We start from the raw sequence: 22,031 nt of genomic DNA on the forward strand, positions 1-22,031 counted from the left end.
TATTGTTACCGGTAGGTGTAAATATAGAATGTTTTTTAATAAAAAAAGCACCGAATTTTAAAATTCGGTGCTTTTCGTATAAATGGATATTTAAGAATATTTTGGTTTTCGTCCACTCCGTCCTTTATTCTTATCAGAGTGTTTTGGTGAATTATAATCAGAGCTTTTTCGTGTTCCGATATCTGAGCGAGTGCTGAAGTTTTTACGGCCTCTATCTCCGCCACGGTCTTTAGCGTTTCCGCCTCCTCCGCCCTGAGCTACCTCTACAGAAATACGTCGTCCGTTCTGTTCTTGTTTGCTCATGGATTTTATAACTTTTTGCGCATCTTTTTCAGGCACTTCGAAGAAAGAGAAGTTTTGCATTATGTCAATACGTCCGATATTTACCTTTTCCGGAACATAGTCGTTAACAAGTCCCATCAGCGTTGCTGGATTTACATTGTCGGTACGTCCTACATTAATAAACAAACGAGAGTACCCTCTTTCGGCAGAGCGTCCGCCGGATGAACGATCCGAGCGGTCTGAGCGATCGGAACGATCTCTGTCTTTACGTTTAGGGAATGACTTATCATCGCGAGACGAACGTTCGGATGGTGATTCTATTTCTTGTGCATCGCGGTAGTAATCGATAAGACGATTGAACTCAAGCGCTACTACACGTTTGATAATATCTTCTTTTTCTAGCCAATCGAGTTTTCTGTAAACAGAAGGAAGTATGTTTGAGATTTCATCTTCATTTACTTTTACTTTCTCTATTCTGTCTACCAGACTGAACAACTGTTTTTCGCAAATAGCTTCGCCCGAAGGTATAGCTCCCTGCTCAAACTTTTTGTTGATTATTTTCTCAATCTCTCTTACTTTTCCTTTTTCTTTTACGTGGATAATTGCGATAGAAGTACCTGTTTTTCCGGCACGACCGGTACGTCCACTTCTATGAGTATATGACTCTATATCATCCGGCAAACCATAATTGATAACGTGTGTCAAGCTATCTACATCCAGTCCTCTTGCTGCCACGTCTGTAGCTACAAGCAACTGTATGTTTTTTATGCGGAATTTTTGCATCACATAGTCACGCTGAGCTTGAGACAGATCACCGTGCAGAGAGTCTGCATTGTAACCATCTTGTATCAGCTTGTCGGCAATTTCTTGTGTCTCGCGACGGGTACGACAAAATATAATTCCGTATATATTCGGGTAATAGTCTGCTATGCGTTTTAATGCCAGATATTTATCTTTAGCATGAACAAGATAGTATACATGCTTCACGCTGTTCGAACCTTCGTTCTTTCTTCCGATAGTAATTTCTTTCGGGTTCTGCATGTATTTTTTTGTGATCTTAGCTATTTCTTTAGGCATAGTAGCCGAGAATAACAGCATCAATCTCTCATCCGGCACTTTAGATAATATCTCGTCGATACTTTCCATGAATCCCATGTTAAGCATTTCGTCCGACTCATCGAGTACTACATATTTTACATTCGATAACTCTACTGTTCTACGGTTGATAAGGTCAATCAGTCGTCCCGGAGTAGCAACAATAATCTGTACGCCTCTCTTTAGTGATTTTATCTGACTCTCGATGCTTGATCCTCCATATACAGGAAGAACTCTTAGGTTATCTATATATTTTGAATAATCGGATAAGTCTCCTGCTATTTGCAGACATAGTTCACGTGTAGGACAAAGGATAAGTGCCTGAGGAACGTTCTGGTTTGTATCTATTTTTTGTAATATAGGAAGACCAAAAGCTGCGGTCTTTCCTGTTCCTGTTTGCGCGAGCGCAATTACATCATTCGTTTCGCCAAGCAAATATGGAATCACTTCTTCTTGCACAGGCATTGGGTTCTCATAACCCATTTCTTCGATTGCTTTGCGAATATTCGCGGCAACCCCTAACTCTTCAAATGTTTTCATTAAAAATTTTCAAATATCTTTTGTGGTAAAAAGCCCTTCATTTTTTTTGACTTACTCCCACCCCAAAATTATTCGACATAAGAGAGCCTGTCAAAAGGACGCGCAAAGGTAGTAATTAGTTTTCAAGTTTTTACAATAATTGTGTAATAACTTTGTTTTAACTGTCTTATAAAGGCTAGATAGTGATATAAATAGAAGGTCTAAATTCGATGTAATTTTGTAGTATAGCTCTCTTTTTATTGGTGCGGATACGCTTGTGCATAAATATTTAACAAAACTAAAGCGGTTGTCAAATTAAAGAATAAAAATGCTATTTTTGTAGCTTGATGTAAAAAACACATTTTCAGAAACTATAAAATCGCATATCTATAAAATTTGAAATAATATGAAGAAATTTTTACTTTTCTCTTTTGCTTCTTGTGTCATGCTAAGTCCAATGGCTTTGTCGGCACAGAAAAAAACTTCGGCACAAAAGCAACCTCTAAAAGCAGGTGTTGCAGCGGCCAAACCTGTTCTTAAAACAGAGATGGACTCATTGTCTTATATGTTTGGCGCCAGTCTTTACGAGCAAGGGTTGTCTATGTATCTCCGCCAACTTAGTGTGGTTGCCGATACTACAGGAGTGGAGTCTGCAATGAAGCGTGATTCTATTTTGAACGCTAATAAGATTAACAGAACTGAGTTTATTGCAGGGCTAAAAGCCGGATTGGATGCTCCTGAGGCAAAAAATGCATACAACACAGGGCTTTCGGTAGGGGGGCAAATCCTGAAACAAATGATGCCGGGACTTTTGCAGCAGATGTATGGTGAAGGGTATACAGAAAAGTTTAACAATGATGCTTTTGTGTCAGCGATGTATACTGCTATGAGTGGCGGTACTTTTGATATAGAAAATCCGGCAGAAGCATTCAACGAAAAAATGCAGGATGCTCAAGCTAAGATGCAGGCAAAACAAGAAGAGGCACAGAAAGCTCAGTATGCCGATCAGATAGCTGAGGGCGATAAGTTTATGGAAGAAAATAAGGCGAAGGATGGGGTTGTGACTTTACCTAGCGGCTTGCAATATAAGGTTATCACAAATGGTACAGGAGAAAAGCCAACAGCTACGGATCGTGTGAAAGTTCATTATCACGGTACATTGATGGATGGAACTGTGTTCGATAGTAGTGTGGAACGTGGAGAACCGACTGTTTTTGGCGTTGGTCAGGTGATAAAAGGATGGACAGAGGCTTTGGAATTGATGCCGGTGGGTTCGAAATGGATTCTGTATATCCCTTACGATCTTGCTTACGGAGGAAGAGATGCAGGCAAAATCAAACCATTCTCTAATCTTATATTTGAAGTAGAGCTTCTTGAGATAGAAAAATAATTTCTGAGAAATTAAGATATAGAAGGTCGCTTTGTTTAGAAGGCGACCTTTTTACATCCTATTCTTTTTGATGTATTTAAAGAACTCTCAGACTCAAAATATTGTTTAATCTATTATAAGTATTAATGATAATAACGAAACAAAACTATTAAAGATGAAAAAACTGATTTCGTTTTTGATTATATCTGTTGTATTCATCTCTTGTGGGATGTTTAAGACTCTTGATTTAAGTAAATTGAGAACGGGTATGACAAAAGAGCAGGTGGTGCAAGCTGTTGGTGACCCTAGCCGAATATTAGCTGTGAATAATACACAGAATGGATATCAGGAGGTTTTGGAATACAGAACTCCAAGAAATGAGGTTTATGCTTTGGAATTTATTGATGACTATCTTGTAGGATATGAATTCTTATACGAGGATGTGGAATATATAGCTCCGGCTCCTCCGATGATATTACCGGACTATGGCAGACCTATCTATATCGATCGTCCTAGTCGTCCAAGCAGACCTAGTCGCCCTAGCCGTCCTGAAACAGATCGTCCCGGAAACTCAAGCTCCGGTCGTCTTAGTCGTCCGGGAGAAGCAACTCGTCCCGGAAATTCCAGTTCGGGTAGACCTACTACGCCTAATGAGCCAACAAGGCCTGAGCGTCCATCGAACGAACGTCCATCCAATGAGCGTCCGGCAGCAAGACCAAACGAAAGCTCTCGTCCATCTACATCTAGTAGCGGAAGACCAACCAACGCAAACGATAAGAGTAGTGGAAGAAGTGCAGAGAAAAAAACAGAAGAAAGTAGCTCTTCAAGCGCAACAAGAGAAAGATAATCTAAAGATTTCAGATACAAATAAAAAGAGACTGATTCTGTATAGGAATCAGTCTCTTTTTATTTAGTGATGTTTATATTATCTTTTCTTCTTTGTGCTGTTCGATTTGTTTCTATCGTTCAGCTGTTGCTGTTGTATACGTTGAGCCTCTGCCAGACGTGCCATAAAGCCAGATTTCTTTTTCGGCTTAGCTTTATTTGCTTCCAACTTAGCTAAAACTTTTTCTTCGTTGATAATGTAACGGAAAGCAATAGTAAGCAATATTGTAATCAATAGTGAAAGGAAGTAATAGTATGTAAGTCCTGACGGATAGTCATTCAACATAAACAAGAATATAAGCGGCATCAGATACATCATCCATTTCATACCCGGCATTTGTTGTTGTCCGGTATTGGTCATCTCCATATTGAACTTTGTATAGATGATATTCGTAATGGTCATCAGAATACAGAATAGACTGATATGAGTTCCAATCAATGGGATATGATTTTTCCATTCAAAGATGGCATCATAAGTTGATAAATCGGTAGCCCACAAGAAGCTTTGCTGACGCAATTCTATCGCATTAGGGAAGAACGAGAACAAGGCGATCAATATCGGCATCTGAAGCAACATCGGTACGCAGCCACTCATCGGATTGACCCCCGCCTTGCTATAGAGAGCCATTGTAGCCTGTTGTTTTTCCATCGCTTGTTCCTGCTTCGGATACTTCTCGTTTATTTCTTCTACCTGAGGGCGTAGAACACGCATTTTGGCAGAAGACATAAATGACTTGTATGTCAGAGGGGAAATTACTAATTTAACAATGATTGTTAGTAGTAAGATTACAATACCCATAGATAGTCCGGTATTGCTCAATAAATTAAATATAGGAACTATAAAGTATTGATTAACCCAACGGAATAAAGTCCAACCCAGTGGAACCAGTTTGTCTAAATCCAGTTCTTTGTTTGCGTCTTTAACATTACTGTCATAGTTCTTCAACAAAGAGTAAGACATTGGTCCTAGGTAGTAAGAGAATCCTGCTGTGATGCTCTCTGGTGCTGCTCCGGGTTTTGCAGGTACATATAGTGTTGCTTCAAAGCTTTTCAGATACTCGCTATTTTCGTCCGTTTGCAAAACTTTCGAGTTAAGGAGAGCCGTCTCTATTTTGTCATCAGCAATTAGGATTGGAGCAAAGAACTGATTTTTGAAGGCGATCCATTTTGCAGGCTCTTTAACTTCTATTTCTTCATTTTTATCACTGCTCATTTCCTTTACATCGCCACCCACATATTTGTAAGTGAGGTGAGAATAACGCTGTTCGTTCTTCACGCTTTTCTCTTGTCTGCGCATTCTCTGTGACCACTTCATCTCGAATACATCGCTATAGGTACGGGCTAGCATCGGCTGCATGCCTACCATATTGATGTCGTATTTCATCATGTAGTCGTCATCAGCCAGTTTGTACACAAAATCGATATACTGGCTGTCTGAGTATGCATAGCGCATGATCAGCGAGTTGTCACCTTCTTTCTGTATAGGAGTAAATATCAATTTGCCTGTACTCAAAACCTTCTGTTGCTTGTTTGTTAGCAATAAGGTAAAGTCGGCATCATTGTTGAACAGGTAAAGAGAGTCGGTATTCTTCTTGTTGTCTCTGTTGTAGCTCATGTAGTCTTTGAGCTGAACACGAACCATTCGTCCTCCTTTGGTAGAAAATGTAGCTTTTAGTTTGCTGTTTTCAAGGGTTATGAATTGTTCCGTTTTTTGTTCTGCTGATGGAAGCGAGTCTGTAACTGCTACAGTAGAGTCGCTTTGCTGAGCGGAAGCACTGAAGAAATCGTCGATCTTCTCGGTCTTTTTTTCAACTACAGAGGTGTCTATTTTATTTTCTTGCTCACGTTGCAGAGTTTGAGCATATTCGATAGAATCTTTTATGCGCTGTTGCTTCTGGCGTTCGATGTCTTCCGACGAAGGCCTACTCAATAATGTGAATCCAATAATTACGGCTGCGATCAGGATAAACCCGGTAATCGTATTCTTGTCCATTTATAATTATATGTTTTATTCCTTTCTTATTTTTTTTCTTTATTATCTACAACGGCTTTTATAAAGCTTAAAAACAATGGATTGGGTGAAACAACTGTGCTATTATATTCCGGATGGAATTGTACGCCTAAGTACCATTTTTTCCCGGGAACTTCTACCACTTCCACAAGATCCATTTCCGGATTGATTCCTGTGCACTTCATTCCATTTTTTTCAAAGTCTTCTCTGAAATCGTTATTGAATTCAAAGCGATGGCGATGACGTTCTTCTATCATCTTTTTGCCATAAGCTTTGTATACAAGAGAACCTTTTTCCAATTCGCATTTATATGCTCCAAGACGCATTGTGCCTCCCATATTGGTGATATTCTTTTGCTCTTCCATCAGGTCTATCACCTTAAATGGAGTATGATTATTCATCTCGGTAGAATTGGCTTCTTCAAGCCCTAATACATTACGAGCGAATTCAACAACCATACATTGCATACCCAGACAAACTCCAAATGTAGGAACGTCATGTTCGCGGGCATATTTTAATGCATGGATTTTACCTTCCATTCCTCTTTGTCCAAATCCCGGAGCAATAAGTATGCCATCCATTGATGACAGTGTTTTCTCTATATTCTCTTCGGTCAGTTTGTCAGATAGTATAAAGTGGAGGTCGAGCTTATGCTCGTTATATGTTGCTGCTTGCAGCAACGATTCGTTGATAGATTTGTATGCATCGGGTAGCTCAACATACTTACCTACCAGTCCAATTTTAATTGTACTTTTGGCATGTTTTTTCTTGCTTAAGAAGTCACGCCAAGGTTGCATTTCAGGTTTTTCTCCTATTGGCATTCCTAATTTACGAAGAACTATTTCGTCCATATTCTGTTCCTGCATCTTCAGTGGAACTTCATAAATAGTAGATACATCGACAGACTGTACCACAGCGTCTACTTCTACATTACAAAATAGAGCAACCTTACGCAATATATCTTTATTCAACGGATGTTCGGTACGCAGAACAAGCATGTCAGGCTGTACCCCTTCCGATTGTAATTGTTTTACGGAGTGCTGTGTCGGTTTTGTTTTCACCTCTTTTGCTGCTGCAATATAAGGAACATAAGTAAGGTGGACACACAGGCAGTTTTTGCCTAGTTCCCAACGCAACTGGCGTACGCTCTCTATAAAAGGAAGTGACTCTATGTCACCTACTGTACCTCCAATTTCGGTGATAACAAAATCATAGTTGTATTTTGTGCCCAACATTTTGATGTTGCGCTTAATCTCATCTGTGATATGAGGTACGATCTGAACAGTTTTACCCAGATAATCACCTTTTCTTTCTTTGTTGATCACATTCTGATAGATGCGTCCTGTGGTGATGTTGTTATCTTTATGTGTAGGCTGATTCAGAAATCTTTCATAGTGTCCCAAATCGAGATCGGCTTCATGTCCGTCAACGGTTACATAGCATTCGCCATGCTCGTAAGGGTTTAGTGTACCGGGGTCGATGTTGATGTAGGGGTCTAATTTCTGGATAGTTACTTTATAACCTCTGGCTTGTAGTAGTTTACCTAGTGAGGATGCTATAATACCTTTACCTAAGGAAGATATGACTCCTCCTGTAACAAATATATACTTCGTATTAGCCACGACTTTACGTTTTATTTTTTTAGACTCTAAAAAGAAAGGACAAAAGTAAGAAAAATATTTGGATACTCATTGCAAAATAAGAGTAGTCGAATCCTTAAAATGAAAATAATTATTAAAGAATTTATCTCTTTGGTTTTGACTTGCAGTCTATTAGGAGAGGTGAAAAATGCCTAAAGTATAAACAGGTAATATTGAATAGCTTTTTTGAGGGTATGGTTGGAATGTAAAATATCATTATTCCATACATTCCTTGTATATTTGTATAGAGTAAAAAAATGAAGAGCATGAGCCAAAAAGTATATGATTGCATTGTTGTAGGAGGGGGCATAAGTGGGGTTACTTTTGCACACTATCTGAAAAAAGAAGATAAAGCCGTATTGGTCTTGGAGAAAAATAAGAATACCGGAGGGCAATTGCAGACAGGGCATCTTTCTGCTCAACCCGACTTCTGGTACGAGCTTGGGTCTCATACCTGCTACAATTCATATACCAGCCTGTTGTCTATTGTGAAAGAAATACAAAGAACAGATATAATAGTACCTCTCGGAAAATTCAGTTATGTGCTCTATGCTTCGGGTAAGATAAAAAGTATTATGTCTGAAGTATCCAAGCTATCATGTCTACTTCACTTTCCGAAGTATTTCTTTTCAGGCAAAGCCGGGAAAACTACCCGCGAATATTTTCGTCCTATAGTAGGGGCTTCTAATTATGACCGATTGTTTACGAATGCATTCAAAGCTGTGATCTGTCAACCGGCGGATGATTATCCTGCGGAAATATTTCTTAAAAAGAGAGACAAAAGAGAAAAGGATATTTCACGACGTTTTACATTCAAAGGTGGCTTATCGTCGTTTATCAATGCAGTAGTAGAGAGCGGAGATCTTGAAGTCAATACTTTAAGTGAAGTGATTGATATAAAGAAAGAAGGCGATGTCTTTTTAGTTTCAACAGCAAACGGGCAAATCTTTTATGCACGAAATATTGCTATGGCGGCAAATCCGAAAGTGAGCTCTAGTCTGCTGAAGGATATAGAACCGGAGTTAGCCGGATTGTTATCCTCCATCCCGATATTTGCTTCCGAATCTTTGAACATTACCATAAAGAAAGATAAAATAGAGCTGAAAGAAATAGCAGGTATTATTCCTTTGTCAGACGACTTCCTTTCGGCAGTATCCAGAGATCTGATAGAGAATGGCGAGTATAGAAGCTTTACTTTTCACTTTGAGAAAGGCAAAAAATCAGAGAAAGAAAAGCTGGAGCTAATATGCAATGTATTGAATATTCAACAATCCGATATAATAGAGACTTCATTCATAGAGCATAGTTTGCCTGTAATGCGATTGGAGCATTTGCATATGGATGAGAAAGTACAGGCTATGCGAAAGAACGATCGTGTTTATCTGTTGGGCAATTATTACTACGGCTTGTCTTTGGAAGATTGTGTGAACAGGTCTAAGAATGAATTCGAGAGATTTAAGAGCAACTTGTAATTCTTTATAAATCTAAAGGGAGTGAAGAATATCCTTCTTCACTCCCTTAGAATGATATTGTATCTTATTTACTTGGTTTCAGTATATAGGTAATTTCTTTAGCTCCTGTCAACGCATCATGAGATAGAGCATATCCATTCAGTGTTTTGCCGTCAACTCTCACTTCTTTTATATAATTTGCCGCTACATCCTGAGGTTTAATCACATTGATAACAACCTTATCTGACTTATAATACTTAGGATCGAGTTTGATTGTTATTTTACTGAATGTAGGAGTCGTCAGTGTATAGTCTGGTTTTCCCGGACATTCGGGATACATGCCCATCATGCTGAATACAGCCCAACCCGATATAGTACCTGTGTCATCATTGCCCGGAAGTCCTCCCGGCGTATTCGTGAAATGCTTGGCTAGTATCTCTGTCACAAGTTTTTGTGTGCGCCATTCTTCTCCTTTTATCTGGCTAAACAGGTACGGATAGTGTATGTCAGGCTCATTTGTTACATCGAAATAACCGTTATCGAATACAGCTTGTAGCTTATCTACAAAGCTTTTCTTGCCCCCCATCAACTTGATAAGTCCTGGTATGTCGTGCGGAACAGCAAATGTATAATTCCACGCATTCCCTTCATGAAAACCTGGATTAGGCTCAAAATTCGCACCTTGTAACGGGCTGAAAGGAGTTAAGAATTCTCCGTTAGGCAATATTGGTCTGAATGTACCATATTCTTTGCTGTAGTAATGCTTATAGCCTAGCGAACGTTTATAAAACTTCTCTGCATCTTCTTTTTTGCCCAAAGAGTTTGCCAATTCGGCTAAAGTCCAGTCTGCCATATAATATTCTAAGGCATGAGAAACAGAGTTGTCATATTTTTCTCTTAATGGTACATAACCCAGTTTCATATAATCATCATTATCGGGACGGAGTAAGTTTTGAGGTCCCGGAGTTGTTGCAGACTTTATAAAAGCTTCGTATGCTGTATTGATATCAAAATCTCTTAATCCTTTCATCCATGTGTCTGTAATTACAGGGATGGCAGGGTCGCCTTCCATCGTTAGCGATTCGCGAGAGTACAATTCCCACTTTGGCATCCAGCCCGACTCTTTATACATATCTATCATGGTGCGTACCATCTGCAACTGACGATCGGGATACAAGAGAGTCATCATCTGGTGGAGATTGCGGTATGTATCCCACAAAGAATATACGGTATAGCGGTTTTCTTTCGTTGTTTTTATCTCCGAGCTTTCCATTGCCGGATATTGTCCGTTTACATCTTGTAAGATATTCGGGTGGATAAGCATGTGGTAAAGCCCTGTGTAGAATACTACCTTTTGGTCTTCCGAGCCTCCTTCTACAAGAATGCGTGACAGGTCGTCGTTCCACATTTTGCGTGCAGCAAGACGGATCGCATCGAAGTCGGGTTTTGGTTGTTCCTTCTCTAGATTCTGGCGTGCATTCTCCATGCTAACAAAAGAAACTCCCATTTGCACTTCTACTGTTTCTCCTTCTGCGCAGTCGAAAGTGAAATAAGCTCCTACATCATCGCCGGCTATTTCTTTTTCGTATTTTGTATAAATCTTATATGTTCCTGCATCTTTGTTCCAGTCTTTTTCCCAGTTTCCTCCGGGGCGTTGGAATTTCCAGTAACCTGATTTTTGTGGAGCTTTGCTTACACGCATCACAAAGTAAATAGGGAATACAGCCTGATTCTGAGTATAACAGAATGTTCCAAGTAGTTTCGTCCCTTCTATTTCCGTGTCGCTTACTTTGCGAACCATCGCACCTGTTTCGTTTGTGAGCCCTTCACCTAGATTTAGTAGGATATGATTCTGTCCTTTGGGAAATGTGAAACGGGCTATACCTACTCGAGGTGTTGTACTAACTTCGGTTTTGATATTGTACTTGGTCAGGAAATTAGTATAATATCCCGGAGTTGCTTTTTCATCTTTGTACTTACTCCCGTATTTTTTATAATCTACTTCCAGTTCGCCGCTTATCGGCATCAATAGTAGACTACTCATATCGGGGCATCCCACACCACTGAGGTTGACATGAGCATAACCGGTAAATACGCTATTGTCGTACGAATAGGGAGTAGACCACCATCCGGTGTCTTTGTCCCTTTTGTTTTCGGGAGAACCCATTACGTTGAATGGTGTTACTGACATAAATCCTTGAGGACACATCGCTCCGGGGTTCGTTGTTCCGTAGTTTGTTGTTCCTATAAATGGATTTACATAGTCGACAGGATCTGTTTGAGCAGACAGGCTGGCTGTTGCTAGTGCTATGCTTATTGTTAATAGTATTCTTTTCATTTGTTTATTTTTTGTCACACTGGGTGACAGGGTATTATCTAAAAAAGGTGACAAAAGTAACAGGTTTTCACTCATTCTTATTTGTCACCTTTTGTGTTACATTTATTATCTGATACTAGATAAATTACTATTTACTTTTTGTATTGTAACCTTCAGCTACTATGTTGTAGTTGGCGATACTTTTAGGTATATCCAATTCTACTAATCTTTTTTCTCCGCCAAGCAAGTTAATATATCCATCAGAGAAGTAAGCAGGGAGTAATATCTCTTTGGAGTTTTTGTCCACTACATTTAGTTTTACCGCAACTGCTAATGTTTTCGATGGATTTGATACCTCTACCCATGTTTTACCTTTGCTGCTGATCGTTTTGATAATTACTGTTGTTGACGGTAACGTATTTATGGCCTCGTATGATTTTTTGTCTCCATTTGTCATCCAGTAATCATTGATTGATAGCACTTTCCCTTTTGCATCTTTTAGCTCAAGGCGTGCCAGATACAACTGAGGTAAGTTATTTCCTTTTTCGGGAACAAAACATTTCGTTGCTGAGTTTGCTTTTGCGTCTAATTTTATATTCTTCTTATATAATTCTTTTCCTTGAAGATCGATGAAGCGCAGACCGGCAGTTACAGACTTGTAATCATTCAATGTTGTATTAATAATCATAACATCATTTTCTGGCAAATTCATTTGTATGTGAATAGGCTCGCATGCTTTTTTTGCACCGAAATAAGATCCCGGTGTTTCGTAATCGTAAGTATATGTTTGCCATATCATACTTGGCCATGCCGGATGGCTCATCCAAAGGATAAGTCCTGTGGTATTGTTCCACATTTTGCTGTTCCATGCTTCGAGCATATTGCGCCATGCATCGTAAGTTACAAATTGCGATTTGCGTGAAAAATCTTCCATGCTTTCTGCTTTTCCATAGCGGTCTACTGCATTGATAAAGTCTCCGAAATTCTGAGTTGTATGGTGCAGATCATGATAAGCCCATACGTCATTGATAGGCCACTGGTCTTCCGGTGCGATAAATTTACGGATTGTATTTGCCGTAGGGATTGCATAGCTACCCATCTCGGTATTGAATCCTTTCGCATTCTCTGTATAATATTTAGATGGGTCTTTGAAGTATCCCCAAGGGCCACTGGTCCCCATATTCAAGAAGCGAGATTGTCCATGATAGTGGCGGGTAGGGTCTTCTTTAGCCATCATTACAGAGATGCTCTCTTCTAATTGTTTAGGAGCAAACCCTTCGTTACGAGGACACCACACTGCTATAGATGGGTGGTTGCGGAAACGGCGAACTGCATCTGTCGCATTTTTTACAAAGAGAGGGAAGTCGCTAGGTTCTACCGTATCGTCCGTTGTAATCCAGAAGTCATTCCATACAAGCATGCCGTATTCGTCGCACAATGCGTAGAAATCCTCTTCGGTTGTTTCTCCTGTCCAGTTGCGAATAATGTTGAAGTTTGCATCTTTGTGCAGTCTGATATATGGCTCAAGACGTTCTCTTGATACACGTTTCATGCCATCGTCCATACCCCAGTTGCCACCACGGCAGAAAATTCTTACTCCGTTTACTCTTATCGCAAAAAATGGTCCTACAGGATCATCGCTCGATAGAGGTTGTAACCCGGAGGTGTCTGCATCTTTAGCAATAGTAGGCAGATTGTTGTCTTTGGTGAATGAAACACGATTAATATAGTCGAATACGGGTTTTCCTTTGTTTACTGTTTCATTTGGAGTATAAAGAACACGTTTGTTTTGGCTGTTATCGTTTACCATCAGTTCGTACGACATTTCTCTTATCCCAAATTTCAGAGATTTTGTGTCCGACACTTTATTATTTGATTGTACAGTTAATTCCAGATTATATAATTCGGGTCTTCCGTAACCGTTTGGCCACCACAGACGTGGATTTTTTATATTCAGTTCTTTAAACTGCTCCGGAGTAAATGTTATCTCTTTTTCTTCGTTTGCAGCCAATGTAAAAGGTAGCGATATGTTTATATTTTCAATTTTTGCAGTTAGCGTACCATTGACAGTTTTAGAGGTAATATTTTTTACAATATTTTTTATTGATATTTTGGCTTGTGTCGTATCAGGAAGTAAAATATCTGTGGTTACAAGAGGATCACCGATAATGATATCGCCCCCCACTTTTAGTCTTACATCTTGCCAGATGCCCGTGTTACGGTCACGTATTCCGGGAATCCAGTCCCATCCTATCGAAGAGATAAATGTAGGTCCGTCTGTACTGAGTACTCCTCCGTTTAGTCCCTGTCCGGCAATCATAGATTGTTCGTGAGGGATACCCGGATTGTGTGGAGGAAAAACATGAACAGCAAGTATGTTTTCTCCATTTTTATTTACAAGATCTGTTATATTAAACTCACCCCGGATAAAAGCACCTTTCATATCTCCCAGGCTTTTTCCGTTGAGGTATATATCCGCTTTGTAGTTGATGCCATTGAAAAGTAAGCGCAGTTGGTTGCCGTCAATATCTTTTGGTACTGTAAACTTACATCTGTACCACCAGTCGGTGCGACTTAGCGATTCAGGTATATTCATATTATTCAGCCCGAAGTAAGGGTCGGGGTACACTCCTTGATTGACAAGAGTGGTAAGCACTGTACCCGGAACAGTTGCATTATACCATCCAGAAGTGTTATATTGAGGGTCGAAAATAGATTTATTCGACGCCATTGCTGTTTTTCCGTCTGTCATTTCCCATCCGTCCGAGATAATCCATTCTCCGCTTTGTAGAGGGATAAGGGCTGTTGGTATATTCCTTTTTGCGACTCTTTCCGATGTTTGAAAGGGAGCTTTTCCTTTAGGTAATTCAGATTGGGGTTGTGGTTGCTTCAAGCCTGTCCAGAGTTGCCCCGGAATAAAATCTTGAGCGTTGATTTGTACCAATGACATTAGCATTAATATCATCAAACTTACATAGAATTTCGAATGTCTTTTATTGAACATAAGTAAGGTATTAATAGGTTATAAATTATATTTCATCATTATTTTAGAGGATAAGATCCCCCAATAAAGCAATGCAATATTTCTAGTGTGTCGGAATAATGCTATTCTAAATAATAACAATTAGAAGTGCTCTTGCCCTAGTGGACAAAGGTAATATTTTTTGGTGATGTGTAGATCAGTCATTTATATAATAATGGTAAAATGGATGGTGAGTGAAACAAAAAAGGGAGTAATTCATATTACTCCCTTGTCGAAATTATGCAATTAAGCGATTTTTATTTCTTTTTGTTTCCGTACCGTTTTTTTGTTTTTTCTTTTCACAAAAAAGATGTAGTAACCTGTGAGTGGAAGGCTTGCCCCGATGAGGGCGAATATGCAGGTGAATATTTTTGACCATATGCCCCAATAGTTTCCTACATGGAGTGAATACACCCAAGCCCATATTTTGGTAGTGCCTTCCTGATCCTTAAATAAGGTTGTAGCTGTGATCTCTCCTGTTTTTTTGTCAAACTTGTATTGGTCTGTAGCTCGTGATGTAACAGATGATTTCAGGTGAACGGCGGCAGAACCGTCTTGCACCCGTATATACTCATAATCAGGATTTGATGTCTGTAAAGAATTGAATACCGTTTGCCAATTAGCTACATTCAATTCTTTCTTTTCTTCCTGTTGTCCGCCACGACCACCTCTTCCGCCTCCATGTCCTCCGGATTCGGCGACTTCGACACCAAAGAGCCTGAACAATCCATTTCGATACCATTCGAACGACCAAACCATGCCTGTAAGTGCGCAGATAAGTAATACTAAACAAGCATATACTCCGAGTACATTGTGCATATCGTAGAAGAGGCGTTTGCGCCCTTTTCTGAATTGAATTTTGAAGCGGCTTCTATTCCATCTTTTCGGCATCCAGACAATAACCCCCGAAATAAGAATGAATACGAAAATAAGCGTAGAGATTCCTACCGTATATTTACCCCATGTGCGGCTGCCATCCATCAGCCAGCGATGTAGTACCATGATGGTATAGAAGGGGCTTTCCTGAAATTTATACATTCCCGTCACTTCTCCGGTATACTGGTTGACAAATGCGGTGATCCTGAATCCTTCGGCTAAGGTCATGCGATAAGTGCGCTTGGGGTCGTCAGATATCTGTACACTTGCTACAGAATTACTATCTAATTGAGCGTTTACTTTTGGGATGAGCTCTTCCAACGGCATAGGCTTTTCCTTTACCTCATCTACAAAGTAGTGAGAGGGATTGGATAGCTCTAATATCTCGTCCTGAAAAACAAGAATCGCTCCTGTAAGGCAAACAATTGTAATTATAATTCCTACAGGAAGGGAAAGCCATTTATGGAGTTTTTTTAAGAATGGTCTCATATACTATTATTAAGCGTTTATAAAGAAAAATTCCGGTGAGTTAGCACTGCTAAGACACCGGAATCAAACTATCATCAAAGTTAAGTAATTCTTTAAACTATCATCATTACAAAGGTCGGTGTTTTAATACTATCTTACAATCACAATAAATGATGATATTTGTGTCGTTCAATCACAATAAATAGTGATTAAAAGCGATAAGATACTACTCCGGCAAAATTGCGAGGGTCGATCTGGTTGATGTAGCCTCCACGGAAATATGAATTGTATCCAAGCTCGTCAAATATATTATTGAAGAACACACGTGCCGTCACTTTCTTGTATGTATATGCTACCTGTGCATTTACTGTTGTATAGGCAGGCATATCAAATGGTTTTACACCAATCGGAGAGCCATGTCCATCAGGAGCAAGACTGTATTCATTAACAGGGCGTTTTCCTACATAGTATGTACCTACTCCGATGGATAAACCTTTAACTGCTCCTCTGTCAACTGTATAGTATATCCATCCGTTAGCTGTATGCTTTGGTGCATTCATCGGAGCTGACCCGTTTACATATGAAGGGCTGTCTGTATATCTGGCATTCAGGTAAGCATATCCTAGCATTATTTGCAGGTTGTTTAATATTCGTCCGTTTAGTTCCACTTCTATACCGTCTCTTTTCAATGTCCCTGCTTTATAGTAATAGTTGGTTGGGGTATTCGTACCTTCTATATATGCAGCATTGGTCAGGTTTTCTGTTTTGATGTTGAAATATGTAAAATTGAAGCGCAGCCTGTTGTCTAGCCAATCCGATTTGAATCCTACTTCCCATTGTTTTGTTGTCGATGGACCGGCCTGCGTTACGCTGTCGGTTAGGATTTGCGCTGCAGATCTCAGGCTGGTGCTGGTGGTATAAGATCCGAATATATTTACATTCTTGATAGGGGTAACCATCAAACCTAACATCGGATTCCATGCGTCGCCTGTTGTTGTTCCTGCAGTAGCGTTGATCGTAGAGATAGAACTGTAACGAAGACCAAGTATAACTTTGAGGTATTCATTTATTGTCATCACCTCCTGCGCCATGATTCCGTACGTTGTATATTTAGCCTGTACGGGATCACCGGCTCCTTTCAATGCCAATTTTGAAGGAACATCATTTAGAATTTTATTAGCCAATACGTCAATCGTATCTACGACCATTGAGCCCAGATTTGTTGTAGTGGCATCCGCAATTCTGTAGTCGAAGCCGACCTGGAATGTATGTTTTATCGAACCTGTGTATACATCCTTTCCAACAAAATCTAATTGGAATGTTGAGTTTTTATCATCACGCAAATTACGTGAAATAGCGCGTTGTTTGATATTGTAATCTGTAGGGCGGCTTTTAAGGGCGCTTAATCCGGTGGATGTGTTATCCACATTATAAGACGAATTGAAATAAGCAGCTCTTAAACTGATTTTATCAGCTAGTTGACGATTGATACGCGCAGCATAACTTAAAGTTTTGCTGTTGGTGTTATCTTCTCTAAATCCTAAAAACTTACTGTAAGGCATGTCATACAGAGCTTCTTTGTCGGCTCCTGCGAGATTTACTGTACTTGTTACCGGAGTTCTGTTTTCATTCATATAATCCAGTTCCAATGTTACAGTTGTTTTGTCATCCGGCCTCCATTCTAACGATGGATTAATATATACTTTATTTGAAGATACTATTGCTCTGTAATTATCAGCACGCTCATAAGCTCCGTTCAGACGGAAAGCGATTGTGTTTTTACTATCTAGAACAGTTTGTACATCGAATGTAGGACGAACCTGTCCCCAGCTGCCTACACGTACTCCAACTTCACCTCCATTTACAAATTTAGGCGTTTTAGTAACTACGTTTATTACACCTCCGGCATTACCTAAGTCAGTTATAACACCTTGAGTGATAGCCGCAGACCCTTTTATCACTTGTATGCTCTCCACACCCATCATATCAGTCTGTATCGAAGCAGTTTGGAACTGAGAGTCTGTTCTTACACCGTTCTTCAGAACCGGAATTCCGCGAAACCCGCGAAGTGACATACTTTCTTTTACACCACCATAAGAACCAAATAGTGTTACACCCGGCACATTTCTTACTGCATCTGTAATGGTAAGGGCTCCTTGTTCAGCAATTACCTTATCGGAAATTACAGATATACTTTGTATCTGTTCGCTAGGGCGCAATGGCATACGTGTGATAGCATCCAACTTTTCGGGTTGCTTGTATCGTTCGCCGAATACTTCAATCTCGCTTAGGTTTGCATTCGAAATCATATCAAACTGGATATGAAATTCTTCATTATTTTTTAGGTCTACTTTCTTTTCATTGTTATTGTATCCTACAAAGCTTACTACCAGAGTAAGTTCTCTTTTAGGGAGGTTTGTAAATCTAAATTTTCCTGATTCGTCAGTAGATACGCCTTTTTGTAATTCTTTGATCGCTACAGTAGCAGATGCTATAGGATCTCCATTTTCGTCGAGTACCCTTCCTTTTATAACTTGAGCACTAGCAATTGTAATGCCTATGATTAGAAAAAGAAATAGAGTAATGATCTTCTTCATAGTTGATATATATATAGTTTATACGTTAATAGATAAAATTATTCGACGGCAAAGGTCTTTATAATTGTACTCTCGCACAATCACAATATATAATGAAATTTTAACCTGTATATAGCAATAAATAGGGATTGAAGGCTTCGGAGCTAGTTAGCGGAGCCTACGCTGTAGATACTTATTTTACTATTTGTGCATTTCAAGATCTCTTTAGCACATGATTCTAGGGTAGAGCCTGTTGTAATAATATCATCCACTAATAGGATGTGTTTGTTGGCGAAGGTTTCCGGGGTTACCACGTGGAAGATGTCTTCTACATTCTTCCAGCGGTCGAAGCGGGCATTCTTTGTTTGTGAAGGATTATTTACTTTTCGTAGCAGGGTATCACCATTAATAGGTATTCCGGTTATGTGTGAAATCCCTTTGCATATTTCAAGCGACTGATTGTATCCTCTTTCTTTTTGACGTTTTGGATGAAGTGGAACAGGCACCAGCATGTCGATAGAAGAAATGAAATCGCTGTTTTTTATATTTTCTCCACATAGTTCACCAATAAATGTGCCGATGTGAGGGTTTCGATTGTATTTCAATTCATGAATAATATGCTGTATGCTGCCTCCTTTTACAAAATAGGCAAAAGCGGCAATATGTTGGAAGGGAAAGCGTCCGGCGAAAAACTGTTCCAGACGGTTGTCGGGTTGCAGGTGGAAATTCGTTTTGGGTATGAGCAGCAGGCAGTCGGTACAGATGTGCTGCTCTCCTTCGCTCAATCGTTTTTTGCAGACAACACAGAGGCTCGGGAAAAAAAGATCGAGAAAATTATGAAAAATTGTCTTCATAAGTACCGCCTAAGATTTTATCTACACATTTAATACACAAATCCATTGAGAAGCCTCGCCCTAAAGCAAAGCGTATTAGCTTGGTTTTCTTATCATAGTCATTCTTTGCCTTTACTGATTTCTCTTTTATCGAGAGGATGTGTATCAGTTGTTTTTCGAATTCATCTCCTGCAAGGTCTTCCAAAATCGGATTATAGATAGATTCTGGAATGTTAAGTTTTCTGAGTTCGAAAATGATTTTGGTCTTTCCCCATTTGTTGAACTTTAATTTATCGTTGATAAAGCTTCTTGCAAAACGTGTGTTGTCAAGGTATTTCTCTTTCCTTAGCCTGTCTATAATTCGTTCTATAGCATCGGGAGGTAATTCCCATGCAAGTAGTTTTTTGCGTACGGAAAATTCAGATCGTTCGGCTCTGGAACAATAGGCTGCGACACGGTTGAGTGCTTGTGGTTCGGATAACTTCAATTTTTCTTACTTTTAGAATAACACTCAAAAGTAGGAAAAATATTATCCTGAATGTAGTAAAGTCTTTTGTTTTGGTAAAATCTAGCACATTATCTGTCTATCTCTGCTCTTACCATTCTATCGTTTTTGTTTAAATCCTGAAATAGTGAAACGTTTATAAAGCCTTTTTTTTTGACTAATTCTACTGTAGACTCTCCTTTAGCTTGATTTATTTCGAAGTATAATTTACCATTTGGCTCGAGTAGATCTAAGGCAATATCGGCAATCCGGTCATAAAACAAAAGTCCGTTATTGTCGGGTACGAACAATGCAGTATGTGGTTCATAATCGAGGACATTCTGATCCATTCCGGATTTTTCTTTTTCCAAGATATAAGGAGGATTGCTGACTACGATATCAAATTTAGTGTCTGTAGGATAACTTTTTAAAACATCCACATTTCTGAAAGTTATATCCACAGCATTTGATTCTGCGTTTAGAGTAGCGATCTTTAATGCCTCTTCTGAAATATCCCACCCTTCGATATATGCCTCTTCTAAATGTTTTGCTAATGCTATTGCAATAGCTCCGCTACCGGTGCCAATATCGAGTACTTTTAGTCCTGACTTTTTGTTTTCGTTCAAAATCATTTCCACAAGCTCTTCCGTTTCGGGGCGGGGTATCAATACATCCTTTGTTACATGGAATGGAAGTCCGAAAAATTCGGTTTCACCAATAATATACTGTATTGGTTCCGAGTTTTTTAAACGATATAGTATAGAATGCAGTAAGTAGGTTTGTTCTTCCGTCAACTTTGTGTCTGATATCACAGCCTGAGGATACGAACGCTTGGTTATATGTTCTATTATAATACGTATAAATCCCGAAATTTCACTTTCGGGATAATACGCTTTTAGATATTCTTTTATATAAGAAATTGTTTTTTGCATCAGGCTGTACTATTTTCTTTTCTTCCTTATTCCATTTCTTCGTCGTACTTCTGAAAGAGGAAATCGTTGTAAGGGTAGCGTTCTATATGGATTGCTTTTATTCTCTCATACAACTTCTGTTTCAACTCCTCTATATTCAATTTCTCTGTAGCCGAAATAAAAATACAATCGTTGTGCATTTTGTTCATCCACGAGTTTTTGAGTTCCTCCAAAGAAATGTTTTCCTTTGTTTTAGGAGTCAAGTCATCTTCATCTTTGGGTTTATAAGAAAAAGAGTCCACTTTATTAAAAATCAATATAGTTGGTTTTTCCTCTTTGTCTATCTCTAGTAATGTTTTATTTACTACCTCTATTTGTTCTTCGAAGTTCGGATGAGAGATATCCACTACATGTAATAACAGGTCGGCCTCTCTTACTTCGTCTAATGTAGACTTAAATGATTCGACCAGATGAGTAGGCAATTTGCGGATAAAACCTACAGTATCGGATAACAAGAATGGGAGGTTGTCGATGATAACCTTTCTTACTGTCGTATCCAGTGTTGCAAAAAGTTTGTTTTCCGCAAAAACTTCCGATTTGCTTAGCTGCGTCATAAGGGTTGATTTTCCCACATTGGTATATCCTACTAAGGCAGCACGTACCATTTTTCCTCTGTTTTTTCTCTGAGAAGCCATTTGTTTGTCAATACCTTTCAGCTCTTCTTTTAGGAATGCTATCTTGGTAAGAATGATACGGCGGTCGGTCTCCAACTGAGTTTCCCCCACACCACGCATCATTACACCTCCCCCTCGCTGACGGTCTAAGTGAGTCCATAAACGGGTCAAACGTGGAAGCAGATATTGATATTGTGCCAGTTCTACCTGTGTCTTGGCATAAGCAGTTTGGGCACGCATGGCAAATATATCGAGGATGAGGCTTGTACGGTCAAGAATTTTCACTTGCAATTCCTTCTCTATATTCCTTATCTGCTTGGGAGAAAGTTCATCATCGAAAATGACTAGACCGATCTCATTATCTTCCATATATTGCTTTATTTCCTGTAATTTCCCTGTCCCTACGAAGGTAACGGGATTTGCCTTTTCAAGCTTTTGTGTGAATTTTTTTACAGGAACGATACTCGCCGTTTCGGCAAGGAATGCAAGCTCATCGAGGTACTCTTTTACTTGTTCTTCTGTTTGGTATTGAGTGATAAGCCCTACTAGAACTGCTTGTTCGTTTTTTGATTCTGATATAATAAAGTCTTTCATATAATCTTTTAATCTCTAAAGATT

Annotated in this window: 14 protein-coding genes; 3 read left to right on the top strand and 11 right to left on the bottom strand. The window is 39.3% G+C overall.

Annotated features, from left to right (window positions below):
• Positions 1–90: 90 nt before the first annotated feature.
• The gene (locus BGO84_RS16355) at positions 91–1,917 is read right to left on the bottom strand and encodes a DEAD/DEAH box helicase (RefSeq protein ID WP_135106777.1); all 1,827 of its coding nucleotides are present in this window, start codon (positions 1,915–1,917) and stop codon (positions 91–93) included.
• A 385-nt stretch (positions 1,918–2,302) separates the two neighbouring features.
• Here BGO84_RS16355 and BGO84_RS16360 point away from each other — a divergent pair, with 385 nt between their 5' ends.
• Positions 2,303–3,286 (top strand): FKBP-type peptidyl-prolyl cis-trans isomerase, encoded by a 984-nt coding sequence (locus BGO84_RS16360; RefSeq protein WP_283685722.1) that lies wholly within the window; start codon positions 2,303–2,305, stop codon positions 3,284–3,286.
• A 154-nt stretch (positions 3,287–3,440) separates the two neighbouring features.
• Positions 3,441–4,112, top strand: a complete 672-nt coding sequence (gene bamE, locus BGO84_RS16365) for an outer membrane protein assembly factor BamE (protein ID WP_291030808.1) — start codon at positions 3,441–3,443, stop codon at positions 4,110–4,112.
• 78 nt (positions 4,113–4,190) lie between these two features.
• Here the strand turns inward: bamE and yidC are convergent, their stop codons facing one another.
• Both yidC and BGO84_RS16375 read right to left on the bottom strand, forming a co-directional pair.
• Positions 4,191–6,143 carry a membrane protein insertase YidC gene (gene yidC, locus BGO84_RS16370; RefSeq protein WP_291030810.1) on the bottom strand — a complete coding sequence of 651 codons (1,953 nt, stop codon included), beginning with the start codon at positions 6,141–6,143 and terminating at the stop codon, positions 4,191–4,193.
• A gap of 26 nt (positions 6,144–6,169) precedes the next feature.
• Positions 6,170–7,783 carry a CTP synthase gene (locus tag BGO84_RS16375; protein ID WP_283685725.1) on the bottom strand — a complete coding sequence of 538 codons (1,614 nt, stop codon included), beginning with the start codon at positions 7,781–7,783 and terminating at the stop codon, positions 6,170–6,172.
• 284 nt (positions 7,784–8,067) lie between these two features.
• Here BGO84_RS16375 and BGO84_RS16380 point away from each other — a divergent pair, with 284 nt between their 5' ends.
• Entirely contained in the window at positions 8,068–9,273 is a 1,206-nt protein-coding gene (locus BGO84_RS16380) for an FAD-dependent oxidoreductase (RefSeq protein WP_291030812.1), read from the top strand.
• A 64-nt stretch (positions 9,274–9,337) separates the two neighbouring features.
• On the opposite strand, the gene BGO84_RS16385 is transcribed toward BGO84_RS16380, so the two are convergent.
• The 8 genes from BGO84_RS16385 to hflX form a co-directional block, all read right to left on the bottom strand.
• Positions 9,338–11,590: a GH92 family glycosyl hydrolase gene (locus BGO84_RS16385; RefSeq protein ID WP_291030814.1), complete on the bottom strand. Its 2,253-nt coding sequence runs from the start codon at positions 11,588–11,590 to the stop codon at positions 9,338–9,340.
• Between the two features lie 127 nt (positions 11,591–11,717).
• Positions 11,718–14,573 (bottom strand): sugar-binding domain-containing protein, encoded by a 2,856-nt coding sequence (locus BGO84_RS16390; RefSeq protein ID WP_291030816.1) that lies wholly within the window; start codon positions 14,571–14,573, stop codon positions 11,718–11,720.
• A 264-nt stretch (positions 14,574–14,837) separates the two neighbouring features.
• Entirely contained in the window at positions 14,838–15,956 is a 1,119-nt protein-coding gene (locus BGO84_RS16395) for a PepSY-associated TM helix domain-containing protein (RefSeq protein WP_291030818.1), read from the bottom strand.
• A 188-nt stretch (positions 15,957–16,144) separates the two neighbouring features.
• Positions 16,145–18,532 (bottom strand): TonB-dependent receptor, encoded by a 2,388-nt coding sequence (locus BGO84_RS16400; RefSeq protein ID WP_291030820.1) that lies wholly within the window; start codon positions 18,530–18,532, stop codon positions 16,145–16,147.
• A gap of 143 nt (positions 18,533–18,675) precedes the next feature.
• Positions 18,676–19,365 (bottom strand): ComF family protein, encoded by a 690-nt coding sequence (locus BGO84_RS16405; RefSeq protein ID WP_291030822.1) that lies wholly within the window; start codon positions 19,363–19,365, stop codon positions 18,676–18,678.
• A complete protein-coding gene (locus BGO84_RS16410; protein ID WP_291030824.1) occupies positions 19,346–19,831 on the bottom strand; it encodes a regulatory protein RecX in 486 nt (161 codons plus the stop codon). Before BGO84_RS16410 ends, BGO84_RS16405 begins: the two co-directional genes overlap by 20 nt.
• A gap of 89 nt (positions 19,832–19,920) precedes the next feature.
• Positions 19,921–20,760: a peptide chain release factor N(5)-glutamine methyltransferase gene (gene prmC, locus BGO84_RS16415; RefSeq protein ID WP_291030826.1), complete on the bottom strand. Its 840-nt coding sequence runs from the start codon at positions 20,758–20,760 to the stop codon at positions 19,921–19,923.
• A 26-nt stretch (positions 20,761–20,786) separates the two neighbouring features.
• Positions 20,787–22,007, bottom strand: a complete 1,221-nt coding sequence (gene hflX / locus BGO84_RS16420) for a GTPase HflX (protein WP_291030828.1) — start codon at positions 22,005–22,007, stop codon at positions 20,787–20,789.
• Positions 22,008–22,031 lie beyond the last annotated feature (24 nt).

The organism is Dysgonomonas sp. 37-18, from assembly GCF_001899125.1.
Taxonomy (GTDB): Bacteria; Bacteroidota; Bacteroidia; order Bacteroidales; family Dysgonomonadaceae; genus Dysgonomonas.

Excerpts from the sequence above, each read along its gene's own strand:
- BGO84_RS16355 (WP_135106777.1), bottom strand. The coding sequence starts at position 1,917 with ATGAAAACATTTGAAGAGTTAGGGGTTGCCGCGAATATTCGCAAAGCA.
- BGO84_RS16360 (WP_283685722.1), top strand. The coding sequence starts at position 2,303 with ATGAAGAAATTTTTACTTTTCTCTTTTGCTTCTTGTGTCATGCTAAGT.
- bamE (WP_291030808.1), top strand. The coding sequence starts at position 3,441 with ATGAAAAAACTGATTTCGTTTTTGATTATATCTGTTGTATTCATCTCT.
- yidC (WP_291030810.1), bottom strand. The coding sequence starts at position 6,143 with ATGGACAAGAATACGATTACCGGGTTTATCCTGATCGCAGCCGTAATT.
- BGO84_RS16380 (WP_291030812.1), top strand. The coding sequence starts at position 8,068 with ATGAGCCAAAAAGTATATGATTGCATTGTTGTAGGAGGGGGCATAAGT.
- BGO84_RS16385 (WP_291030814.1), bottom strand. The coding sequence starts at position 11,590 with ATGAAAAGAATACTATTAACAATAAGCATAGCACTAGCAACAGCCAGC.
- BGO84_RS16390 (WP_291030816.1), bottom strand. The coding sequence starts at position 14,573 with ATGTTCAATAAAAGACATTCGAAATTCTATGTAAGTTTGATGATATTA.
- BGO84_RS16395 (WP_291030818.1), bottom strand. The coding sequence starts at position 15,956 with ATGAGACCATTCTTAAAAAAACTCCATAAATGGCTTTCCCTTCCTGTA.
- BGO84_RS16400 (WP_291030820.1), bottom strand. The coding sequence starts at position 18,532 with ATGAAGAAGATCATTACTCTATTTCTTTTTCTAATCATAGGCATTACA.
- BGO84_RS16405 (WP_291030822.1), bottom strand. The coding sequence starts at position 19,365 with ATGAAGACAATTTTTCATAATTTTCTCGATCTTTTTTTCCCGAGCCTC.
- prmC (WP_291030826.1), bottom strand. The coding sequence starts at position 20,760 with ATGCAAAAAACAATTTCTTATATAAAAGAATATCTAAAAGCGTATTAT.
- hflX (WP_291030828.1), bottom strand. The coding sequence starts at position 22,007 with ATGAAAGACTTTATTATATCAGAATCAAAAAACGAACAAGCAGTTCTA.